15 protein-coding genes and 1 tRNA gene are annotated in these 16275 nt (G+C 67.8%); 8 read left to right on the top strand and 8 right to left on the bottom strand.

Annotation, left to right across the window (positions count from 1 at the left end):
* Positions 1-93 precede the first annotated feature (93 nt).
* Together NO360_RS07245 and NO360_RS07240 are read right to left on the bottom strand one after the other, a co-directional pair.
* Positions 94-166: transfer RNA gene (locus tag NO360_RS07245), tRNA-Gln, on the bottom strand.
* Between the two features lie 159 nt (positions 167-325).
* The gene (locus tag NO360_RS07240) at positions 326-1330 is read right to left on the bottom strand and encodes a CPBP family intramembrane glutamic endopeptidase (RefSeq protein ID WP_256306955.1); all 1005 of its coding nucleotides are present in this window, start codon (positions 1328-1330) and stop codon (positions 326-328) included.
* A gap of 241 nt (positions 1331-1571) precedes the next feature.
* On the opposite strand from NO360_RS07240, the gene NO360_RS07235 reads away from it, so the two are divergent.
* Both NO360_RS07235 and NO360_RS07230 read left to right on the top strand, forming a co-directional pair.
* Complete coding sequence (locus NO360_RS07235) at positions 1572-2153, top strand: IMP cyclohydrolase (protein ID WP_256306954.1); 582 nt, start codon at positions 1572-1574, stop codon at positions 2151-2153.
* A 63-nt stretch (positions 2154-2216) separates the two neighbouring features.
* The gene (locus NO360_RS07230; RefSeq protein ID WP_256306953.1) at positions 2217-2888 is read left to right on the top strand and encodes a metallophosphoesterase family protein; all 672 of its coding nucleotides are present in this window, start codon (positions 2217-2219) and stop codon (positions 2886-2888) included.
* 18 nt (positions 2889-2906) lie between these two features.
* Here the strand turns inward: NO360_RS07230 and NO360_RS07225 are convergent, their stop codons facing one another.
* Positions 2907-4085: an aspartate kinase gene (locus NO360_RS07225; RefSeq protein WP_256306951.1), complete on the bottom strand. Its 1179-nt coding sequence runs from the start codon at positions 4083-4085 to the stop codon at positions 2907-2909.
* 210 nt (positions 4086-4295) lie between these two features.
* Here NO360_RS07225 and NO360_RS07220 point away from each other — a divergent pair, with 210 nt between their 5' ends.
* A complete protein-coding gene (locus NO360_RS07220) occupies positions 4296-4757 on the top strand; it encodes a hypothetical protein (protein ID WP_256306950.1) in 462 nt (153 codons plus the stop codon).
* A gap of 89 nt (positions 4758-4846) precedes the next feature.
* Here the strand turns inward: NO360_RS07220 and NO360_RS07215 are convergent, their stop codons facing one another.
* On the bottom strand, positions 4847-6721 hold the full coding sequence (locus NO360_RS07215) for a DNA-directed DNA polymerase II small subunit (RefSeq protein WP_256306948.1): 1875 nt from the start codon (positions 6719-6721) through the stop codon (positions 4847-4849).
* 111 nt (positions 6722-6832) lie between these two features.
* On the opposite strand from NO360_RS07215, the gene NO360_RS07210 reads away from it, so the two are divergent.
* On the top strand, positions 6833-7708 hold the full coding sequence (locus NO360_RS07210; RefSeq protein WP_256306947.1) for a S26 family signal peptidase: 876 nt from the start codon (positions 6833-6835) through the stop codon (positions 7706-7708).
* A gap of 15 nt (positions 7709-7723) precedes the next feature.
* Here the strand turns inward: NO360_RS07210 and NO360_RS07205 are convergent, their stop codons facing one another.
* The 3 genes from NO360_RS07205 to NO360_RS07195 all read right to left on the bottom strand — a co-directional run bounded on the left by NO360_RS07205 (position 7724) and on the right by NO360_RS07195 (position 10340).
* Positions 7724-8452, bottom strand: coding sequence for an Sjogren's syndrome/scleroderma autoantigen 1 family protein (locus tag NO360_RS07205; RefSeq protein WP_256306946.1), 729 nt, complete (start codon positions 8450-8452; stop codon positions 7724-7726).
* 232 nt (positions 8453-8684) lie between these two features.
* A complete protein-coding gene (locus NO360_RS07200; RefSeq protein WP_256306944.1) occupies positions 8685-9155 on the bottom strand; it encodes a Zn-ribbon domain-containing OB-fold protein in 471 nt (156 codons plus the stop codon).
* 6 nt (positions 9156-9161) lie between these two features.
* Entirely contained in the window at positions 9162-10340 is a 1179-nt protein-coding gene (locus NO360_RS07195) for a thiolase C-terminal domain-containing protein (RefSeq protein ID WP_256306942.1), read from the bottom strand.
* A 145-nt stretch (positions 10341-10485) separates the two neighbouring features.
* Between NO360_RS07195 and NO360_RS07190 the strand changes: the two genes are divergently transcribed.
* Entirely contained in the window at positions 10486-12066 is a 1581-nt protein-coding gene (locus NO360_RS07190; protein ID WP_256306941.1) for a long-chain-fatty-acid--CoA ligase, read from the top strand.
* A gap of 121 nt (positions 12067-12187) precedes the next feature.
* Here NO360_RS07190 and NO360_RS07185 read toward each other — a convergent pair whose 3' ends face one another.
* Positions 12188-12712 (bottom strand): DedA family protein, encoded by a 525-nt coding sequence (locus NO360_RS07185; RefSeq protein ID WP_256306939.1) that lies wholly within the window; start codon positions 12710-12712, stop codon positions 12188-12190.
* Positions 12713-12925: 213 nt separating this feature from the next.
* On the opposite strand from NO360_RS07185, the gene hemB reads away from it, so the two are divergent.
* The 3 genes from hemB to glnK1 all read left to right on the top strand — a co-directional run bounded on the left by hemB (position 12926) and on the right by glnK1 (position 15969).
* Positions 12926-13906, top strand: coding sequence for a porphobilinogen synthase (hemB, locus tag NO360_RS07180; protein WP_256306937.1), 981 nt, complete (start codon positions 12926-12928; stop codon positions 13904-13906).
* 313 nt (positions 13907-14219) lie between these two features.
* Positions 14220-15611: an ammonium transporter gene (locus NO360_RS07175; protein ID WP_256306936.1), complete on the top strand. Its 1392-nt coding sequence runs from the start codon at positions 14220-14222 to the stop codon at positions 15609-15611.
* Positions 15604-15969 carry a nitrogen regulatory protein GlnK1 gene (gene glnK1, locus NO360_RS07170; RefSeq protein ID WP_256306935.1) on the top strand — a complete coding sequence of 122 codons (366 nt, stop codon included), beginning with the start codon at positions 15604-15606 and terminating at the stop codon, positions 15967-15969. The genes NO360_RS07175 and glnK1 overlap by 8 nt, the downstream gene beginning before the upstream one ends.
* The last annotated feature ends 306 nt before the right edge of the window (positions 15970-16275 follow it).

The following is a 16275-nucleotide window of genomic DNA, read 5'->3' as shown; positions in this document are numbered from 1 at the left end:
AGAGCCACTGTCCCGCGTACGATTCTGCTTCTCGAAACGCACCGCTCTCGGTGTACACGCAGTGGTACCCAGTGACTCGACGTATCGGAGAAGTAGTCCCACCAGGATTCGAACCTGGGTCGAAGCCCCCAGAAGGCTTCAGGATTGGCCACTACCCTATGGGACTGCATCGTCGACGCCGTTCGTCGACTGCGTATCCCCTCGTAGCCCGTGGCTCCATATGAGTGTTGCGAAGTCCCTCCTTTCCGGATCTCGGTGGTCGTCGATCGGGGCCGGACTCGTGCTGATCGCTGCGCCCGACACTCGTCGAGTACGCTCTCCTCATTCACCCCCTCTCGTCGACTACGCTTTCCTTACTCGTCCCGCCTCCCGCTGGATTCGGAGGGCCTCCGGTCAGTGCATCGCGACCCAGCGACGGTGCCCCGACGACGACGACCAGTCCGGTCGCGAGGGCGAAGGCGACAACTCCAGCCAGTCCCACGGAATTCGCGACGAGTTCGCCGAGGATCGGATCGCTCGTCGCCGTGTAGACCAAGATCGTTCCGCCGGCGGCGTTGAACACCCCGTGGAACAGCCCCGCGGCGAGGACCGAGCGGGCACGGAGGACGAAGTACGTGTACAGCGGCGAGAACGCGACCGTCGCGGCCGTCATCGCGGCGACGCCGACGAGCGGAAACGACGGGTAGTTGTAGCCGTCGAGGATCACCGGCGCGTGCCAGAGTCCCCACAGGACGCCGATCAGCCCGCTCGCCCGCCAGAACCCGAGCGGCGCGAGTTCCCACAGGAGGTAGCCCCGCCAGCCGAGTTCCTCGCCGAGCGCGAAGACGGCGTTGACCGTCACGCCGGCGCCGACCGTCAGGGCCAGGAGCGCGAGTACGCCGAGCGCGCCCGACGGGAGGGGGAGCCCCGGCGTGGGATCGGCGCTGCCGTCGAAGGAGATTCCGGGCACTGCGAGCGCGATCCCGAGCGCGACGGCGACGAGTGCGAGGACGGTGACGACGGCGGCGACGTGCCAGCGGAGCCGACCGATCCGAACCCCGACTTCCCGTCTCGACACCCCCGTCGTGAACACTGTCACTGCGGCGGCCACCGAGGGCGTGAACATATACAGCGGTGCCAGCGCCACCATCCGGACGTTCGCCAGCCGAACGGCGGCGACGAACCCGAGCGCGAGCAGGACGAGCGTCCCGAGAAACTGACGCAACCGCGGCGCGTCCACGTCGCCGTCCCGATCGGCGACCGTCGCCGACGGTCGTCCGTCGGAGTCGGTGGCAGCTGCCGTCCGTGCGTCCGCAGCGGATGAGTCGGTGGCGTCTCTCGAGGGGACCATCTCGATCCCATCCATCGTAATGTAGGAAAAAGAACGTTTCCACGCGCTCGCTGTCGACGCCGACGAGGACGGCTTCGGCGGGACCGATGCAGATACGCCGGTGAAGACGACGCCGAGGGGAGACGATCGGCGGACACGCGGGCGACGACTGACCGCGGTATCGAAGGGGGGAACGCCGGACGACCCGGCCGTTCGTGCACAATCCACTATCTATTTATTCCGCTCTTGGCCACGTTCGCGTATGTACATCGGACGGTTCGTCATCGTCGCGCCCGACTTCGGCGCGTACCGCGTCTCCTCCCGCTCGTTCCCCAACCGGCAGATCGTCGACCGCGACGGGACGCTGACCGTCGGGCCGACGCCCGACGCGCCCGCGAACGACAACCCCTACGTCTCCTACAACTGCGTCCGCGAGGGCGGCGAGAGCGTCGTCGTCGGCAACGGCTCCCACGTCGATCCGATCGCCGAGAAACTCGACCTCGGCTACCCCGCGCGGGACGCGCTCGCCTCGGCGCTCCTCGCGCTCGACTACGAGAAGGACGACTACGACACCCCGCGGGTCGCGGGCGTCGTCGGCGCGGAGTCGTACGTCGGCATCGTCCGCCGGGATGCCCTCCTCGTCGAGACCGTCGACGAACCGACCCTCGTCGCCACCTACGAGGAGGACGCCCCGACGCCGATAGAGTTCGCGGGCGACGCGTCGACGGACCCCGACGACCTGGCTCGGCGCGCGTACGACCTCGACTACGAACACGCCGTCTGCGCCGCGGGCGTCACCGCCGCCGACGGCGACGTCGACGTCGGGTTCTACAACGGGGAGTAGCCCCGGACCTGCCGCGCGGTGCCGGGACGGTGACTTTTGTCCCCCAGACGCCTACGTCCCGCTATGCAGGTCGCCGTCCTCTCCGACATCCACTCGAACAGGGTCGCGCTCGACGCCGTCCTCGACGATCTCGCCGACGACGAATCGGACCCGGACGCGCTGGTCTGTGCCGGCGACGTCGTCGGCTACAACCCCTGGCCGGCCGAGTGCGTCGCCGCCGTTCGCGAGCGGGAGATCCCGACGGTGATGGGCAATCACGACCGCGCGGTCACCTCCGGAACCGCGTTCCGATTCAACTCGATGGCGGCCGCGGGCGTCGAACACGCCCGCGAGGAACTCGACGACGACGCCCTCGGGTGGCTCGCCGATCTCCCGGACGGCCGGACCGTCCTCGACGGCCGGGTGAAACTGGTCCACGGTCACCCCGACGACCCCGATCGGTACACCTACCCCGAGGAGTTCTCGCCGTCGATGCTCGGCGACGAGGACGTTCTCGTGACCGGTCACACCCACGTCCAGGGGCATCGGGTGTTCGACGAGGGAATCGTGATGAACCCCGGCAGCGTCGGCCAGCCCCGCGACAGCGACCCCCGGGCGGCGTACGCGCTGGTCGACCTCGACGACCTCACGGTCGACGAGCGACGCGTCGCCTACGACATCGACGCGGTCGTCGAGGCAGTCGCGGACGCCGGGCTGCCCGACCGCATCGGGAAACGGCTCTACGACGGTCGATGAGCGCCCCTCAAAGGCCGCTCAGAACTCGTTCTGAACGATCCTGAGCGTCTCCTCGCGGTCGTCCCACGCGACGAAGATGGCCACGGAGGTCGCGGAGGTGATGACGTCGTGGATGTTGATTCCGGCTTCCGAGATCGGCTGGACGATGTCGAGGATGACGCCGGGACGGTTCGGCAGTTCGCCGCCGGTGACGCGGATGACCGCGACGTCGTCGTCGACGGTGACCGAGGAGAGCGTCTGGTCGTCGACGACTTTCTCGTGCAGCAGGTTCTCGGCCTCCTCGGCGCGGTCCTCGTTCACGTAGAACGTCACCGAGTCCATCCCGGAGGCGACGGCGTCGATGTTGATGCCCGCCTCGCGCAGCGCCTGTGAGAGGTCCGCGAGAATGCCGGGGCTGTTCCGGATCGATCGCCCGGCTACCGTGATGCACGCCAGCGAGTCCTCCTGCATATCGATGAGGTTCTCGAACTCGCCCTCGATGAGGGTCCCGCCGGTTAGCAGGTCCCCGTGCTGGTAGTGGACGACGCGCACGTCGAGGTCGTCGTCCTTGTAGGACAGCGCCGAGGGCGCGACCACCTCCGCGCCGCGGAACGAGAGGTTTCGGAGTTCGTCGACGGTGATCCGACCGACGTTGCGCGCGCCCTCGACGACGCGCGGATCGCCCGTCATCACGCCTTCGACGTCGGTGACGATGACGACCTCGTCGGCGTTCATATACCGGCCGAGCATCACGGCCGTCGTGTCCGATCCGCCGCGGCCGAGGGTCGTGATCTCCCCGTCGTGGTTCTGCGCGAGGAACCCGGTGATCACCGGAACGACGCCGTCGAGATCGGCGGCCAGGGCCGCCGCGCGGCGTTTCGTCTCCTCGACGTCGACCTCGCCGAGGTCGTTCGCGATGACCGGCCAGTCATCCCCGCCCGGTTCGACGAACATCGCGTTCACGCCGCGCGCGGCGAGTGCGGCCTTGAGCATCCGGACGCTCGTCCGTTCGCCCATCGAGACGATCTCCGCGCGGTCGCGGTCCTCGGCCTCGAACTCGATCTCTTCGAGGAGTTCGTCGGTCGTGTTCCCCATCGCGCTCGCGACGACGGCGATCTCGTGGCCCTCCTCGACGGCCGCGGCGATGGAGTCGGCGGCGCGGTTGATCCGATCGCCGCTGCCAAGCGACGTTCCGCCGAACTTCGCGACTACGCGCACGATCGACCCTCCTGTCGACAAACGAGACAGAACTGCGAGTGGTGCTCTGACATAGCCGATGATTGCCGGGGGGAGTGTAAAATCTTGTCTCCCGGCCCAACCGTTGCCGAATCACCGCACTGGCTGCACTTGCCCCGGGTTTCGTCCGGATCGCGACCGCCGAGGGAGGTCCGGCGTCAGTTTAACCTCCCCGCGCCCGAACGTGGTCGTATGGACGTAGACGTCCGCGACGCCGTTGAGGCGGACGCCGAGACGATCGGAGCGATCGTCGACCTCCCCGCGGACGCGCTGCGGAACGTCGTGCACGACCGGACGGTGCGGATCGCGGTCGAACCGCCGTCGGACCCGGGACCGAACGCGGACGTCGAACCCGAGGCGGACGACGCCGCCGGCGCGGCCGACGAGTCCGTACTCGGCTTCGTCGCGTTCGACGTGCGGGAGGGAACGGTTCACGTGACACAACTGGCGGGCGACGCCGAGGTGGCCGAACATCTCCTCGCGGAACCGGTTCGGTTCGCCGTCAACGAGGGGTTCGACGTCTCGTTCGTCGTTCCGACTTCGGACGCCGACGCGGAGGCGGCCGCGCAGGCCGCCGGGTTCGAGGCCGTCGGCCCGGGGCCGCGCTTCGACGGCGCGGGAACGACCCGGTACCGGTTCCATCCCGAGCGGTGACCGAGCGGCGCGACGCTCTCTCCGCGAACGACTGACGGCCGGCCGCGGCGCTTCCGGAGCGGCGGCTCACCGGTCTCCTGATCTCTCCGTTACACGAATTTCCGGACGGTCATATCGAGCGTGTCGAGGTCGAGGATCGGCGCGTAGCCGACGTCGGGATCGATGTTGACGGACTTCTGGAAGTCGGTCTGGGCCTGCCAGCAGCCCGAGTTGACCGCGAGCACGTCGTGGTACTTTCCCCAGCCGAGTTTGTGGACGTGGCCGGTGTGGAACACGTCCGGCACCTCTTCCATCACGAGGTAGTCCTTCTCCTCGGGTGCGAGGCGCGTCTTCCCGCCGAACTGCGGGGCGACGTGGCGCTTCTTCAGGAGCTGGTACATCGCCTTGTGCGGGTCGTCGTAACTGGCCTTCCCCTCGGGCAATTCGGCGATGACCTCGTCGAGGGAGACGCCGTGGTACATCAGGATCTTCACGCCCTCGACCGTCACGAGCGACGGGTTGCCCGTGATGCGGGCGTCGTGCGCCGACATGATCTCTCTGAGGTTCTCGTCGAACCCCGGTTGCGGCTCCGCGAGGCGGACCGCGTCGTGGTTGCCCGGGATCATCAGAATCTCCATATCGCCGGGCACGTCCTTGAGGTGCTCGGAGAACGCCTCGTACTGCTCGTAGATGTCGACGATGTCGAGTTCCTCGTCCTGGTCGGGGTAGACGCCGACGCCCTCGACCATATCGCCCGCGATGAGCAGGTACTCCACCCGCTCGGCCTCCTCGGTGTGGAGCCAGTCGGCGAACCGGGTCCAGGCGTCGGCCTCGAACTCCTGGCTGCCGACGTGGACGTCGGAGACGAGCGCCGCCTGCACGTGTCTGTCCGCGGTGTTCGGCGAGTACGTCCGCGGCACGTCCGGGAAGTGCATCGAGTCGACGAACATTATCCCCGCGTCGTCCGAGAGCGTCCCTTCGACGGCGATGCACTCGTCGAGCAGCAACTCGTCGACGAGCTCGGCGAACCCGCGGTCCTTCATCACCAGACAGGGGAACGTCCCCGTCGTGTCCTCCAACTCGACCAGCCAGTGGCCGCTCTTCGTCGACCTGATGTCGTTCACGAGGCCGATCATCGCCGCGTCGTTCCCCCCGCTCATCGACTGGATGGCGGTCGCCGGGCGGTGGTTCACGCGGCCCCGAAGCTGTTTGGAGAGCTTCTCGTAGCGGTCTCTGAACACCTTCACGAAGTCGCCGTACTCGCCCGTGCCGGTGCTCTGCCCGGTCACGTCGCCGGCGACCTCCAGCGAGCGGAGCGACGGGTCGACCGTCCGCGACGCGGGCGCGTCCCCAGCGGACCGACGGCGGTCGCCGTCTCCCCGGTCGCGCTCGGCGTCGGATCGACCCTGCGCGCCGTCCCCCCGACCGCGTCCGACGGCCTGAGAGCGCTGGATGTCGTCCGCGTCTGTGGCGTTCGCTGCCGAAGCGTCTCCCTCGGCTTCCGGGGCCGAATCCCCTGCTTCCCTTGCAGAATCTTCTTCCGTATTATCTGCCGTAGTGACCCGGTTAGAGTCGGATTCTCCAGTCGAAGCGGAGGGGTCTGTGGAGTCCGGCGCGCCCTCGCTGGCGTCGGTGGAAGACGCCCCGGTCTCGAGGCTGCCGGTCGCGTTCGGCGTGTCGCCGCCGGTCGAGTTCTGGATCTCGTTCTTCGTCGCGTTCTCCGTATCGCCGCTGAGCTGATCTGGAGCGTCGCCGTCGGCCGTCACTGCGTCCCCGTCGCTCGTCGACGCACGCGACCCGTCGAGTGCAGCGCGGACGTCTCCGGCGGTGATCCGGAGCGTGGTGTCGTCGACGTGCTCGACCACCTGTTCGAGCGCTTGCCCCGGTCGCTCGGCGCTCGCGATGAGCGTCACGGCCGCCTGCTCGGCGTTGTATCCTCGCTCCGTGAGTTCCCGAACGATGCGAACCGGCGTCTCCAGAGGCACACCGACCGAACGGGGTAGCGGAAGAAAAACGTACTGAACGCGTCCGCGACCCGCGGCCGGGACCGATGCGGCCCAGAAGGTTGAAACGCGGCGGCGAAGAAACCCGGGTAGATGACGGACGAAGAGGGAGAGCGGAACACGCCTGGTCGCCGGGAGGCCTCCCCGCGCGATGACGGGGCGTCGCCGGACGGGTCGGAGACTGCGACCGGCACGGTCTCGGACGCGACCCGCGACGGGCCCGAGCGGGACGGGTCGGGACCGAGAAGCCGTCCCGACGACTCCAGTGACGAGGCGACCGCCGCCCGCGATCGCCGACCCTCCGATCGACGTCCCCGGCCGCAGCCCGGAACGCGGGCCGCCGACCGCGACGCGAGTTTCCTGACGCGCTTCCGGACCGCGCGGAGCGGACCGCTTCTGTTCATCCGCGAGACGCTCTACAGCGCGCTGGCCGTCGTCGCCGTCGGCCTCCTGCTCTTCGCCATCAGCGGCGTCTGGCCGCCGATGGTCGCCGTCGAGAGCGGCAGTATGGAGCCGGAGATGTCCCGCGGCGACCTGATCTTCGTGACCGAGCCCCAGCGGTTCACGCCCGACTACGCCTACGGCGACACGGGCGTCGTGACCGTCGACATCGGGAGCGAGGAGGGCTATCGGAGCTTCGGCGGCAACGGCTCGGTGGTGATCTACGATCCGCCCAGCCGCGCCGGCTCGCCGATCATCCACCGGGCGCACTTCCACGTCGAGGAGGGCGAGAACTGGTACGACCGGGCGAACACAGACTATATGAACGCGAACGACTGCAGCCAGCTCTCGAACTGCCCCGCCCCGCACGACGGATTCATCACGAAGGGCGACGCGAACGCGCGGTACGACCAGGCGAGCAACATCGCGGGGCCGGTCCGGCCCGAGTGGATCCGCGGGACCGCCCGGATCCGGATCCCCTATCTGGGGTACGTCCGACTCAAGCTGGCCGGGGCGCTCGCCGCCTGAATCGGTGTTATCCCGCTATTCGAGTTCGTCGAGCGCTTCGGCGGCTTCTCTCGCGGCCGCCAGATGCGCCTTCGCCTGTCGCGGGTCGTCCGTCCGCTCCGCCAACTGCGCGTGACGCGTCAGCGCCCGCAGCAGCGCGTCCCGTGCCGTCTGTTCGCTCGCCGCCGACTCCTCGTCCGCGGCGCTCGGCGTCTTCCCGACGTCGGCCGACGGACTGCGCGGCGCTCCACCGCTGTCGGTCGGGTGACCACCCGGCGTTCCACCGCTGTCGGCCGATCGACCGCTCGTCGCCTCCGGTTTCGGGCTGACGCCCGCCTCCCCGGCTGCCGCCGCGTTCGGCTCTGGTTCCGAATCCGGCTCCGGTCCGGGGGCGACGCTTCTGCCGCTCTCCCGGTCGTCGGTCTCGGCCGAACCGGCCGCCGTCGACTCCCGCTCGACCGCGCCGTTCGATTCCGACCGGCCGGCGGCGCCAGCCTCCGACGGCGGAGGTGATTCCGGCGACGATTCGGCGGTCTCGCCGCCCGACGCCGCCTCCCCGCCGGTGACGCGCTGGCAGCTCGGGCAGAACTCCTGGCCCTGGTAGCGGAATATCGGCGACCCGCACTCGCCGCAGTGCTGATTGGTCATCGTCGCGCCCTTCAGCAGGAGTTCGCTCATCTGCTGGGTCTCCTTGCGCCGCTCCTCGTCCTTCTCGTACTTTTCGCGCAGTCGCTCCCGCTCCGCTTCCTCGTCGAAGTCGCTCACGTCCCATCCGAACGCGACGTAGGTCGAAAAGTCCTCCGGGGACGAGGCGGGCGCGCGTTCGCGATAGCATCCGCCTGCGGGCCTCCCGCGGTCGGCTCTTGCCCTCGCTTTCGACAAGCAGATCGACGACCGAGCAGTTCACGCCGACGAACGGGAGACCTTGAGCCGGCGCACCCGACGCAGTGCACGGTGGGCCGTTCACCGTAACAGGATCCCGTCAGTGTGTATCCGTTTACAGCAGCTCGAAGACGTGGATCGGCCACTCCTCCTCGTAGGACAGATCGAAGTCCGGATCGATATCGACTGTCTCGGGATCACAGACTCGGAGCTCGACGCGGTCTCCGATGGCGACGTCCTCGAGCGGCGCGTCGACTCGACCCGTGAGCCGAGCCGAGGAGTCGAGTTCGACCACCGCGACGGTGATCGGCGCCAAGTGGTCGAACGCGGACGGGGGTCGGTTGACCGACGTGTACGAGACCACCTCGCCGGTCCGGGGCTGTTCCGACAGGGTGACGGCCCGGCTGCCACAGCCGTAACAGGCGGGGCGAGGCGGCAGCATCTGTGTCTCGCACTCCGTACAGTGGGCGGCTATCAACCGGCCCTCGGCTAACGCGTCGAAGAAGCCCGGGAGCGTAAAGGGCGAGTCGGCGGTGATGTCGTCCGGTACGAGCGGTCCCGTCGTCGTGGAATCGGTGTCTGTCATCGTGAATCACGCTCCTCCGTCATTTGCCGTCAGGACGGTGGCCACCGTGTGGGCGTCCGCGACGCCGCCTTCGTTGATGAGCAGCGCGGTGTCGGCGTCGGCCACCTGCCGGTCCCCGGCCCGTCCGGTGAGCTGTTCGTAGGCCTCGACCGCCTGCAACAGCCCGGTCGCCCCGATCGGGTGCCCGCGGGCCTTCAGCCCGCCGCTGGTGTTGATCTGGACGTCAGTCCAGCCCGCCGATCGGTCCCCGGGATCCTCGACGGTCTCGATTCCGCGACCCTTGGGAGCGAACTCGGCGGCCTCGGCCAGCAGCGCCTCGCAGACGGTGAAGGCGTCGTGGACCTCCGCGACGTCGATGTCCGCCGCGCCCACGCCGGCGTCCTCGTAGGCGGTCGAGGCGGCGACGTTCGCCCCCTCGACGAACGTCAGGTCGCGCTCCGCGACGGCGAGGTTGTTGGCCGCCGAGCCGACGCCGGCCACGCGGACCGCGTCGTCACGGTCCTGCAGGTCGGCCGCCACCTCGTCGTTCGCGACGACGACGGCCGCGGCACCGTCGGTAACCGGCGCACAGTCGTACAGTTTCAGTGGCGGAGCGACGCCGGGAGCGTCCATGACAGTCTCGATATCGACTGCTTGCTGGAACATCGCCCGTGGGTTGTCCGCCGCGTTCCGGTGGTTCTTCACGGCGATCCTGGCCAGGTCCCGTTCCGTTGCCTCGGTCTCGTGGAGGTATCGCCGCGCGAGCAGGGCGTACGTGGCGGGCGCGGTGATCCCGGACCGTTGCTCTAAGGCCCGCTCGAACGCGGCACCGAGCGCGTTCGTGGCCCCTTCGGTCCCGCCGGCGGTCATCTTCTCGACGCCACAGGCCAGCACCGCGTCGTGGACGCCCGCCCGAACGTCCCGGACTGCGTTCTTGAGCGCGAGCGCACCGGCGGCCGCACACGCCTCGACGCGCTCTGCGGGGACGTTCCGAAGGCCGGCCCATTCGGCCATGAGCGTCCCCTGCATAATCTGATTCTCGTACCGTTCGGACTGGGCGCCGACGTAGAGCCCGTCGACGACGTCGGCCGGATCGGGCAACTCCTCGAACGCCTCGGCCAGTGCCTTCGAGAACAAGTCGCGGCCGGGCAGGTCCGTCTTGCCCAGCGGAGAGGAGCCGACCGCGATGAGATGAGCTGTGGACATCCCCTGTGGAGAGTCAACTATTGATATTAATAGTTTGGTCGCGTAAGTGTCAGAATCTGATTCTGGTTGTCGCAATCGAGAGACAGGAGTTCGACCCCGCCGTTGAGAAAGAACTTTACGTTTCACAGTGGCGCGTTGGTACACTGTGAATCGACCGATGACGACGCTCGACTTCCTCGACAGGGGAGTCGACGTCTACGGCGACGCCGTCGGCGTGGTCGCCCACGACGGCACCGAGTACACCTACGCCGAGTTCGGCGAGCGAGTCGACCGCGCAGCGGCGGCGCTCTCGGATCTCGGCATCGAGGAGGGTGACCGCGTGGCGCTGCTCTCGCCGAACACGCACTGGTTTCTGGAGACGCTGTTCGCGATCAACGTCCTCGGGGCCGTCTCGGTCCCGCTCAACTACCGGCTCATCGCCGAGGACTACGAGTACATCCTCGACGACTGCGAGGCCCGGGCGGTCGTCGCCGACCACGAGTACGCCGAGAAGGTCGAGGCGATCCGCGACAGGGTCCCCGCCGCGACGTTCGTCGCCAACCCGGCCGACCGCGTCGACGGCGACTGGCACGACTACGAGGCGCTCCTGGACGGAGCCGACCCCGGCGCGGTCGAGCGCCCCGACATCTCCGAGGACGACCCCGCGACGATCAACTACACGAGCGGGACGACCGGCGACCCGAAGGGCGTGGTCCGCACCCACCGCACCGAACACTGGCACGCGCTGATCACCACCCACCACACCGAGGTCAGCGACGACGACGCCTATCTCTGGACGCTCCCGATGTTCCACGTCAACGGGTGGGGCTATCCCTACGTCATCACCGGCGTCGGCGGGACGCACGTCTGTCAGCGCCACTTCGACACCCAGGGCGCCTTCGAGCGCATCCACGCCCACGACGTGACCTACCTCTGCGGCGCGCCGACGGTCCTCGATCAGATGATCGACCACTACCAGACACACGACGTCGCGGCGACCGGTGACAAGCCGGTCAGGATCGCGACCGCGGCCAGCCCGCCGCCCGAATCCACCATTCGGACCGTCGAGGACGAACTCGGCTGGAACATCTTGCACGTCTACGGGCTGACCGAGACCGGCCCGCTGATCACGACGAGCAACTCGCCGCGCCGGATCGAGAGCGAGGGTCGCTTCGCGATCAAGACCCGCCAGGGCCACGCGATGCTCGGGACCGAACTGCGAGTCGTCGACGAGGACGGCGAGGACGTCCCCCCCGACGACGAGACGATGGGCGAGATCGTCGTCCGCGGCAACCAGGTTATGGACCGCTACTGGAACAAGCCCGAACGGACTCAGGAGGCCTTCACCGGCCGGGTCGACGGGTGGTTCCACACCGGCGACTTCGCCACTATCGACGACCGCGGGATGGTCGCGATCAAGGACCGCAAGAAGGACGTCATCATCAGCGGCGGCGAGAACATCTCCAGCGTCGAGGTCGAGGACGCCCTCTACGACCACCCCGACATCGAGCGCGTCGCCGTGATCGGCGTCCCCCACGAGAAGTGGGGCGAGACGCCCAAAGCAATCGTCGTGCCGGCCGGCGGTGCCGACCTCACCGAGGAGGGGGTCATCGAGTTCGCCCGCGACAACCTCGCGCACTTCAAGTGCCCGACCGTCGTCGAGTTCGTCGACGACCTCCCCGAGACCTCCACGGGCAAGATCCGCAAGGTCGAACTTCGGGAGTCCCACGGCGACCCCGTCGAGTGACGCCGACCGTGACCGCCGCCACTGTTCACGGTCATCACGCCGACGGTGTTGCGGGTGCGTTCGAGTACTCCGCGGGACGAAGCCAGGGGCCATCGCGCCCGTCGCGGTTCACGACTCCCTCCTACAGCAGCGTCCCGGCGTACAGGTACAGCCCCGCGAGCGCGACCTCGAAGACGAGCGTGCCTAGCGCCGACAGCGCGAGGAACTGCCGGTCGTCCATCTCGGCGAACCCGGCGGGGACGGTGAGCATCCCTCGGGTGAACAGCAACGCGTTGCTCACGGGCACGACGATCGGCCCCCACCGCTCGAACCAGCCGTCGAACCGATCGAGTTTCGTCTCGTCGATGCGGAACCACGACTTCGCGAGGAGGTACTCCCGGCCGCCGCGCTGGGCCACCTTGAACAGCGCGTACTGCCCGACCGTGGCACCGAGCACGGCGACCGCGAGGACCGGAACGAGGGCGTCGCCGCCGAGCAGCAGGAGCGACCCGGGAACGATGAGTTCGCTCGGCATGAAGTACATCAGCATCGCGCCTTCGAGGACGAAAACGCCGAAGAGCGCCACGTAGGCCCACTCGGACTCCAAGAGCGCCAGTAGGCGGGGCGGCATCGCGTCGAGTTGGAGGGCGACCGCGAGCGACTGCATCGTCCGTCTCTACCCGGGAGCGCCACAAACATATTTCGCTCCGGACGGCGGCCGAACAGATGTGTCTCGTCGCCGAAGTCCTCGGCGTCGTCGTTCCCGCTGTCCGAGGCGTCGTCGTTCCCGCTGTCCGAGGCGTCGTCGTTCCCGCTGTCCGAGGCGTCGTCGTCCCCGCAGTCCGATGCGATTTTTTCCGCCGGCGACGAAGCGGGGCGTATGAACCTCACCGACCGTCCGCGACGGCTGCGACGCGACGGCATCAGACCGCTCGTCAGCGAGACCCGACTGGACGCGCGGGACCTCGTCGCGCCGATTTTCGTCGACGCGACCACCGACGAGCGCGCCCCGATCGAGTCGATGCCGAACCAGGAGCGCGTGCCCGTCGACGACGCGGTCGCACGCGTCGAGGAAGTCCGGGAAACGGGCGTCGAGGCGGTGATGGTGTTCGGAATTCCCGAATCGAAGGATGAGCGCGGGACGCGCGCGTGGGCCGAGGACGGCGTCGTCCAGGAGGCCGTGCGGCGGATCACCGCCGAGACGGACGCGTACGTGATCACCGACGTCTGCCTCTGTGAGTACACCAGCCACGGCCACTGCGGCGTGCTCGAAGCCGACGCCGAGTCGGATCCCACCCTCACGGTCCGGAACGATCCGACGCTCGACCTGCTGGCGAGGACGGCCGTCTCCCACGCCGAAGCGGGCGCGGATATGGTCGCGCCGAGTTCGATGACCGACGGGATGGTGGGCGCGATCCGCGACGGACTCGACGCGGCGGGCCACGAGTCGGTCCCGATTATGTCCTACGCCGCGAAGTACGAGAGCGCCTTCTACGGCCCCTTCCGCGACGCGGCCGACGGCGCTCCGGCCTTCGGCGACCGGCGTCACTACCAGATGGACCCCGCGAACGGTCGGGAGGCGCTCCGCGAAGTCTCCCTCGACGTCGAACAGGGCGCGGACGTGCTGATGATCAAGCCCGCGCTCGCGTATCTCGACGTCGTGCGCTCGATCCGCGAGGCGTTCGACCACCCGGTGGCCGCCTACAACGTCTCCGGCGAGTACGCGATGGTGCACGCCGCCGCGGAGAGGGGATGGCTCGACCTCGAAGCGACTGCCCACGAGTCGCTGCTCGCGATGAAGCGAGCGGGCGCGGACCTGATCGTCACGTACTTCGCCGAGGACCTCGCCGACCGACTCTGAGGATGTCCGCCCCGCCCGACGTTGTCGCCGCCCGAGCGCGCACCCGCTGAAACGGACGGTTTGGCAGGATTTGCCTGAACGTACGTCCACCAAATACGGGTAATAACATAGATATCTACGCACTCTTTGACCTTATACGCATTATATTATTACCCAAATCATACGAATGTCTGGATAGGAATAGGTATTTTAGACATATTCAACTCCAAAATTTATATACTACCTTTGCTTGAGAATATCTCGTGACACAGACCACGAATCACAGCGAATTTGGAGCACCACTGGACGAACGTTCGAAGTTAGAGGTGAAAGTATGGTAACCCCGCTACAGGTCGATCCGACCGCCGTCGCGAACGGCATCAACAACGTCTGGGTCCTGGTCGTCACGTTCCTGATCTTCTTCATGCAGCCGGGCTTCGCGCTGCTGGAGTCCGGGCAGGTCCGCGCGAAGAACGTCGGGAACGTGCTGATGAAGAACATGAGTGACTGGTTCCTCGGGACGATCATCTACTTCGTCGTCGGCGCAGGCGTCGTCGGCGTCGTCGGGGGGCTCACCTCCGGCGGCGGCATCTCCGGCGCGTTCGCGCACATCAGCGATCCGAACGCGTGGATCGGCTGGCTCTTCGGTGCGGTCTTCGCGATGACGGCCGCGACGATCGTCTCCGGGGCCGTCGCCGAGCGGATGAACTTCGACGCGTACGTGCTGTTCACGGTCGTGATGACGGCGATCATCTACCCCGTGGTCGTCGGCTTCACGTGGGGCGGCGGCCTCCTCTCGGCCAGCGGCTACATCGGGAGCGCGCTCGGCGCGGGGTACCTCGACTTCGCCGGGGCGACCGTCGTCCACATGTGCGGCGGGATCGCGGGCCTCGTCGCGGCCAAGTTCGTCGGGGCGCGCAAGGGTCGCTACGACGCCAACGGTAACAGCCAGCCCATCCCGGGCCACTCGATGCTGCTCGCCGTCCTGGGAACGTTCATCCTGGCGTTCGGCTGGTACGGCTTCAACGTCGGCACGCAGGCGACGATCCTCGCCGTCGGCGACGACGGGTCGCTCACGTTCATGGGCGCGGCGCTCGGTCGCGTGGCGCTCGTGACGACGCTCGGAATGAGCGCCGGCGGCGCGATGGCGATGCTCACCTCCGCACGCTACCAGGGTAAGCCGGACCCGCTCTGGACCGCGAACGGCCTGCTGGCCGGTCTCGTGGCCGTCACGGGCGCGGTCCCGCACGTCACCTGGTGGGGCGGCGCGCTCCTGGGCGGTCTCGGCGGCTTCCTGGTCCTCCCGGCGTTCCGCTTCACCGTCGACACGCTGAAAACCGACGACGTCTGCGGCGTCTTCGCCGTCCACGGTGTCGCCGGCGCGGTCGGGACGGCGCTGATCCCGGTGTTCGCGGTCGGCGGCTTCGCGGTCAACCAGTTCGCGCTGCAGGTCGTCGGCGTCGTCGTCATCGCCCTGTGGACGGTCGTCGCGTCCGCGATCGTCCTCTACGTGCTCGACGCGGTCGTCGGCCTCCGCGTGACCGAGGAAGAGGAGTCCGAGGGGCTCGACGAGGGCGAACACGGCGTCTCGGTCTACCCCGAGTTCATCCCGAACGAACGCCGCGACAGCACCGTCGCCACCGACGGCGGCGAACTCCGTACCGACGGGGGTGCGACCCCTGGGGACGCCTCTGCCGACGGTTCGGGGGTGAGCGCCGATGAGTGACTCCGCAGACGACACCGGGATCAAGATGGTGATGGCGTACATCCGTCCCGACAAACTCGGCGACGTGAAGCAGTCACTCGCGGAGGCGGGCGCGCCGTCGCTGACGGTGACGAACGTCTCGGGGCGGGGCTCTCAGCCGGCGAAGAAGGGACAGTGGCGCGGAGAGGAGTACACGGTCGATCTCCACCAGAAGGTGAAGATCGAGTGCGTCGTCGCCGACATCCCCGCCCAGGAGGTCGTCGACGCGATTCAGGACGGCGCCAACACCGGGGAACCCGGCGACGGGAAGATATTCGTCCTCCCCGTCGAGTCGGCCTGTCAGATCCGCACCTCGACGACCGGCCCCGACGCCGTGTAGGCCCTCGCTGACTCACTCGGCCGCACTGACTCCCGCGGTTCTCGTCCGCGACGGATCGACTTCTCTTCGTCTGCGTTTCCTTCCTTCGCTACCCTGCTTGCCGCCGGCCCCAACCCCCGTGGCCGATCGCGCGCGGTCGCTGCGCGCCACCGTTTTCCCGCTTCCTATCAGATATTCAATACTATATTCGTCGAGAAGTTCGGCAACATTTGTCCGTCTCCTTTCGACGTTACGTCCTTATATTCCTTTAATTCCATAGTAATTTTGACAGACGTGTGAATATTCGAGAAAAATTTTACAATATAA

The organism is Halobellus litoreus (genome assembly GCF_024464595.1).
GTDB classification, from domain to species: domain Archaea; phylum Halobacteriota; class Halobacteria; order Halobacteriales; family Haloferacaceae; genus Haloquadratum; species Haloquadratum litoreum.
This window is presented reverse-complemented; position numbering and strand designations above follow the sequence as displayed.

Excerpts from the sequence above, each read along its gene's own strand:
- hemB (WP_256306937.1), top strand. The coding sequence starts at position 12,926 with ATGAACCTCACCGACCGTCCGCGACGGCTGCGACGCGACGGCATCAGA.
- NO360_RS07195 (WP_256306942.1), bottom strand. The coding sequence starts at position 10,340 with ATGTCCACAGCTCATCTCATCGCGGTCGGCTCCTCTCCGCTGGGCAAG.
- NO360_RS07235 (WP_256306954.1), top strand. The coding sequence starts at position 1,572 with ATGTACATCGGACGGTTCGTCATCGTCGCGCCCGACTTCGGCGCGTAC.
- NO360_RS07230 (WP_256306953.1), top strand. The coding sequence starts at position 2,217 with ATGCAGGTCGCCGTCCTCTCCGACATCCACTCGAACAGGGTCGCGCTC.
- glnK1 (WP_256306935.1), top strand. The coding sequence starts at position 15,604 with ATGAGTGACTCCGCAGACGACACCGGGATCAAGATGGTGATGGCGTAC.
- NO360_RS07200 (WP_256306944.1), bottom strand. The coding sequence starts at position 9,155 with ATGACAGACACCGATTCCACGACGACGGGACCGCTCGTACCGGACGAC.
- NO360_RS07210 (WP_256306947.1), top strand. The coding sequence starts at position 6,833 with ATGACGGACGAAGAGGGAGAGCGGAACACGCCTGGTCGCCGGGAGGCC.
- NO360_RS07175 (WP_256306936.1), top strand. The coding sequence starts at position 14,220 with ATGGTAACCCCGCTACAGGTCGATCCGACCGCCGTCGCGAACGGCATC.
- NO360_RS07240 (WP_256306955.1), bottom strand. The coding sequence starts at position 1,330 with ATGGTCCCCTCGAGAGACGCCACCGACTCATCCGCTGCGGACGCACGG.
- NO360_RS07185 (WP_256306939.1), bottom strand. The coding sequence starts at position 12,712 with ATGCAGTCGCTCGCGGTCGCCCTCCAACTCGACGCGATGCCGCCCCGC.
- NO360_RS07220 (WP_256306950.1), top strand. The coding sequence starts at position 4,296 with ATGGACGTAGACGTCCGCGACGCCGTTGAGGCGGACGCCGAGACGATC.